The following is a 5,798-nucleotide window of genomic DNA, read 5'->3' on the forward strand; positions in this document are numbered from 1 at the left end:
CCCACGCCGACGGCATGCACGTCACCGACGCCACCGGCGTCGATGCCACCCACTACCCCCTCGCCATCGCCGCCTCCGCCGACACCCGACTCCACCTCAGGTTCGACTACCTGTCGGACCTGTTCGAGGCCAACGACATCGATGCGATCGCCTCCCTCATGACACGGGTTCTCGACACCATCGCCACCGCCGCAGACCTACCCCTGTCCCGGCTGAACCTGCTCACCGAAACCGAACTCGAGCGCCTCGCCCCCGCAAACGGAGCGCCTCCGGGCCAGGAGCGCACGCTCGCCGACATCCTGGTCGCCTCCGCCGCCGCACACCCCGACACCACCGCCGTGATCGACGGGGACCGCACCATCACCTACCGCGAACTCGACCAACGCTCCAACCAACTCGCCCGCACCCTGATCGATCGCGGTGCAGCACCGGAAACCTTCACCGCGCTCGCCATCCCCCGCTCCACCGAATCCATCCTCGCGCTCTGGGCCATCACCAAGACCGGAGCCGCCTTCGTCCCCATCGACCCCGCCTACCCCACCGACCGCATCGAACACATGCTCAACGACTCCGGCGCCACCCTCGGTCTCACCCTCGCAACCCACCAGCACGAGCTGCCGGCCGTCCTGCCCTGGTTGGCACTCGACACCGCCACGGTCGTCGACGCCGACCGGCATTCGAGCGCGCCCATCACGGACACCGACCGACCCGTCCCGGTGCACGCCGACCAGCCCGCCTATCTCGTCTACACCTCCGGATCCACCGGCGCCCCCAAGGGCGTCACGGTCACCCACCGCGGGCTCGGCGATCTCGCCGCGGAGCTACGCGAGCGGGCCCAGGTGGCACCCGCGTCTCGGGTCCTGCACTTCTCCTCACCGAGCTTCGACGCGTCGATCCTGGAGTGCCTCTTGTCGTTCGGTGCCGGCGCAACCATGGTGATCGCGCCGCCCACCGTCTACGGCGGCACCGAGCTCGCCGAGAGAATGACAGCGGGCAGGGTCACCCACGCCTTCCTCACGCCCACGGCTCTCGCCTCGATCGATCCGGATGGTCTGGACTCGGTCGGCTGCGTCGTCACCGGCGGCGAGGAGTGCCCGGCGGAGTTGGTGGCCAGGTGGTCGCCTGGACGTCGCCTGTTCAATGCGTACGGCCCCACCGAAACAACCGTGGCGGCCAACATGTCCGGCGGCATGACCCCGGACGATCCGGTGACCGTGGGCGGACCGATCCGGGGCGTCGCCGAAGTCGTCCTCGACCCGCGGCTGCAACCGATCCCCATCGGCCTGCCAGGAGAGCTCTACATCGCGGGCGCCGGACTCGCCCGCGGATACCATCGCAAACCTGCACTGACCGCGACCCGATTCGTCGCCAACCCCTTCGGCCCGCCCGGCGAACGAATGTACCGCACCGGGGACATCGTCCGCTGGCTCGGGAAACCCACCTCGGTGTCACTGGAATACCTGCACCGCAGCGACTTCCAGGTCAAGATCCGCGGCTTCCGCATCGAACCGGGCGAGATCGACGCCGCCCTCACCGGACACCCCGATGTCGCGTTCGCCGCCACCATGACCCACACCGCACCCTCCGGCGACACCGCGCTGGTCTCCTACGTCCTGCCCCGCGACGGCACGCAAATCCACGCCGACGAACTCATCACCCGCCTCGCCCGACGCCTCCCCGCCCACATGATCCCCACGGCCATCGTGGCGCTCGGCCAGATCCCGCGAACACCGGCAGGAAAGCTGGACCGGGGTGCGCTTCCCGTACCCGCTTTCGGCGCCGCGGAGGGTGACGCCGCGCACGCGGTCCCGGCGGACCCCATCGAAGAGGCGATCGACGGGATCTTCGCGGCGGTGCTCGGCCGGAAGGAGTTCGGTGCCGACGACGACTTCTTCGACACGGGCGGCAACTCACTGACCGCCACCCGCGCGGTTGCCCGCATCAACACCGCGTTGCACACCGACCTAGGCGTCCGCACCCTCTTCGACGCTCCCACCGCGCACGCCCTCGCCCGCCGGATCGCGCGCGAACCGATAGGCGGGCGAGCTCGACCCCCGCTCACGCCGTCACCCCGTCCCGCGCACATTCCGCTGTCGCCCGCGCAGCGACGGATGTGGTTCATCAACCAGTTCGACACCACGTCAGCGGCATACAACATCCCGCTCGCCGTGCGGCTGACCGGAAGCCTCGACGTCGACGCACTGCGCGCCGCGATAATCGACGTCTCGGACCGCCACGAATCGCTGCGCACCATGTTCCCGCTGCGCGACGGCGAACCCACTCAACTGATCGTCCCGTCGTCGGATCTGCCCGGGCTGACCACGGTGTCGGTCACCGAGGACGCGGCGGCGGGGCGGCTCTCCGAACTGATCTCGGCCGGCTTCGACGTCACTGCCGCCGTCCCGGTTCGGGCCGAGCTCCTCGAGATCAGAGAGCAGGAGCACGTGCTCGCGATCGTGGTTCACCACATCAGCGCCGACGGCGTCTCCATGGCGCCGCTGGTAGCGGATGTGATCGCCGCCTACACCGCACGCACGCATGGTCATCCGCCCGACTGGTCGCCCCTGCCGGTTCAGTACGCCGACTACACGCTGTGGCTCCGCGAGCTGCTCGGCGCAGAGGACGACCCGGGTTCCCTTGTCTCCGCGCAGGTCGCGTACTGGACCGACACGCTGGCCGGCCTGCCGGAGGTGCTGCCGCTGCCGACCGACCGTCCGCGGCCGATCCGGCGGGCGCTTCGCGGCGCCACCGTCCATTTCGGGATCAGCGCGGACCTCCATCGCCTGCTGACCGATCTGAGCCGCCGCCACGATTCGACGATGTTCATGGTCACCCATGCCGCACTGGCGGTGCTGCTGGCGAGGCTCAGTGGCACCGAGGACATCGCGGTGGGAACTCCCATCGCCGGCCGGGCCGAACCCGCCCTCGACGACCTGGTCGGCATGTTCGTCGGCACGCTCGTGCTGCGCACGAGAGTCGATCCGGCGGGCACGTTCTCGGATCTGCTCGCCGTCGCCCGCGACCGCGACCTCGGCGCGTTCACCCACGCCGACCTTCCTTTCGAACGTCTCGTGGAGCTGCTCGCGCCTGACCGCTCGACGGCTCATACGCCGCTCTTCCAGGTCCTGCTCGAGTATCGGAACCAAGAGTCGGCCGCGCTGGAGCTACCCGGGCTGACCGCGGAAGTCATCGACGCCGACACGGCTACCGCGAAGTTCGATCTGCAGCTCACCCTCGGCGAACGTCGCGGTGCCGCGGGGATGTCCGCGGGGATCACGTACGCCACCGACCTGTTCGACCGCGTCACCGTCGAGGATTTCGCGCATCGATTCATCCGCATCCTCGAGGGCGTCACTGCCGACCCGCACCGCCCGGTGGGCGACATCGAGATCACCGACGCCGCCGAACGCGACACCATGCTGACCGCATGGAACCAGGAGGCCCCCACCCCGCCAGGGCTCGACCGAGCGGGACTCGGTCGGGCGCCCGCAACGCTCGCCGACGGGTTCTCCCACACCGCCGGGCGGTACGCGGATGCGGACGCCGTCACGTCCGACGATCTGACCCTCGACTACGCCGAGCTGGCGGCGCGAGTCAATCGCCTTGCTCGGCATCTGATCTCCCGCGGCGTGGGTCCCGAATCGCTGGTGGCCGTCGCCCTGCCGAAATCGCCCGACCTGATCGTGGCGTTGCTCGCCGTGACCGTGGCAGGCGGCGGCTACCTGCCGGTCGACATCACCTATCCGTCCGACCGGATCGCCTTCATGCTCGACGACGCCTGCCCGGTCTGCGTCATCTCCACCTCCACGGCCCGCTCCGCACTGCCGAGCTCCGGCAGTGCATGCGTCCTGCTCGATTCCGCGGAGGTGCTCGCCGATCTGGAGACCCGATCGGCCGCGCCCGTCTCCGACGCGGACCGTACCGGGCGGCTGGACCCGGATGCCGTTGCCTACGTGATCTATACGTCCGGGTCGACGGGGCGCCCCAAGGCGGTCGCGGTCTCCCATCGCAACGTGCTCGCCCTGTTTGCGAACACCAGGACCACGTTCGCCTTCGACGAGACCGACGTGTGGACGATGTTTCACCCGCACGCATTCGACTTCTCGGTGTGGGAGCTGTGGGGTCCGCTGTTGCGCGGCGGCAGGCTCGTGGTGGTCGACTACGTCACGGCCCGTTCACCCGAGCTGTTCCTCGACCTGCTGCGACGCGAGCGGGTGACCGTGCTCAGCCAAACCCCGACCGCCTTCCACCAGCTGGCCGAGGCCGATCGGGTCGCGGCCCGCACCGGCGCTGGCAATGTCGATCTGGCGCTGCGGTACGTCGTCTTCGGCGGCGAGGCACTGTCCCCACCGCACCTGTCCGGGTGGTTCGACCGCCGCGGAGACACGGCTCCCGAGCTGGTCAACATGTACGGCATCACCGAAACCACCGTGCACGTCAGTCGACTACGGCTCGATCGCGCGTCCGCGTCGTCGTCGGCCTCCGTCCTCGGCAGGGCGATCCCCGGTTTGCGAGTCGTGGTCCTCGACCGCCGCCTGCACCTGGTCGCCCCCGGCATCGTCGGCGAGATGTACGTCTCCGGTGCCCAGCTGTCCCGCGGCTACCTGAACCGGGCGGGACTGACGGCTGCCCGCTTCGTGCCCAGCCCGTTCGGCGAACCAGGCGCCCGGATGTACCGGACCGGCGACCTCGCCCGGTGGAACGCCCGCGGCGAGCTCGAGTACATCGGGCGCAGCGACTCCCAGATCCAGCTGCACGCCTATCGCATCGAACCGGGCGAGATCGAAGCGGTACTCCGCCGCCATCCCGGCGTCGCCCAGTCCGTTGTCCTCGTCCGGGGCTCGCGGCTCATCGGCTACGTGGTCCCCGAGACCGGCAGCGCACCAGCGGTACCCGAGCTGCTCGACGGCGCAGCCTCGGTTCTGCCCCCGCACATGGTGCCCGCTGCGATCGTCGTCCTGGACGCAATGCCGATGACGGCGAACGGCAAGCTCGACCGTAAGTCGCTGCTGGAGCTCGACTTCGAGTCCCGTAGCACGGCAGGCAGGCCGCCGGAGTCACACGCCGAGCAGGTTCTGTCGAGACTGTTCGCCTCGATCCTCGGCCTCGATTCGGTGGGAGTCGACGACTCCTTCTTCGCCCTCGGCGGGGACAGCATCATGGCGATCCAATTGGTTGCCCGCGCGAAGTCCGCTGGGGTGTTCGTGTCGCCGCGGGACGTGTTCGAACGCAAGTCGGTCGCCGCGCTGGCCGCGGTGTCGGCGGCCTCGGAACCGGTGGTGCTGGAGGAGTTCGCCGGGGGTGGGATCGGCGACCTCCCCCTGACGCCGATCGCGCACTGGCTCCTCGAGCGCGGGGGTGACATCGGCCGCTACACGCAGGCGGTGCTGCTCGAGCTCCCGAAATCGATCGACGCGGACGCCCTCTCGTCGACGGTGCAGGCCGTTCTCGACCACCACGACATGCTCCGCTCCCGGCTGCACGGGGCCACCCGCGGCGCCGCTCCCCACATGGAGGTGCTGCCTGCCGGGTCGGTCTCCGCGGTGCAGGTCATTCGGCGGGTTCGGCTGCGCGACAACGCGGATGGTTCCCGGTTCGCCGCGACCGCGACCGCGGAGCTGAAGGCGGCGAAGCGCAGGCTCGACCCGCCGGCCGGAGTCATGATCCAACTCGTCTGGCTCGACCCCATAAAGACCGACACCGACACCGGCGGCCGCCTCCTCATCGTCGCCCACCACCTCGTCATCGACGGCATCTCCTGGCGAATCCTCATCTCCGACCTCGCCACCGCCCACACC

Annotated in this window: 1 protein-coding gene; it reads left to right on the plus strand. The window is 69.7% G+C overall.

Going from position 1 to position 5,798, the window contains the following annotated elements:
* The coding region (locus ACFXMV_RS23115; RefSeq protein WP_378614368.1) for an amino acid adenylation domain-containing protein at window positions 1-5,798 on the plus strand (5,798 nt) is incomplete at both ends.

It is taken from the genome of Rhodococcus sp. NPDC059179, from assembly GCF_042754885.1.
GTDB lineage: Bacteria > Actinomycetota > Actinomycetes > Mycobacteriales > Mycobacteriaceae > Rhodococcus_G.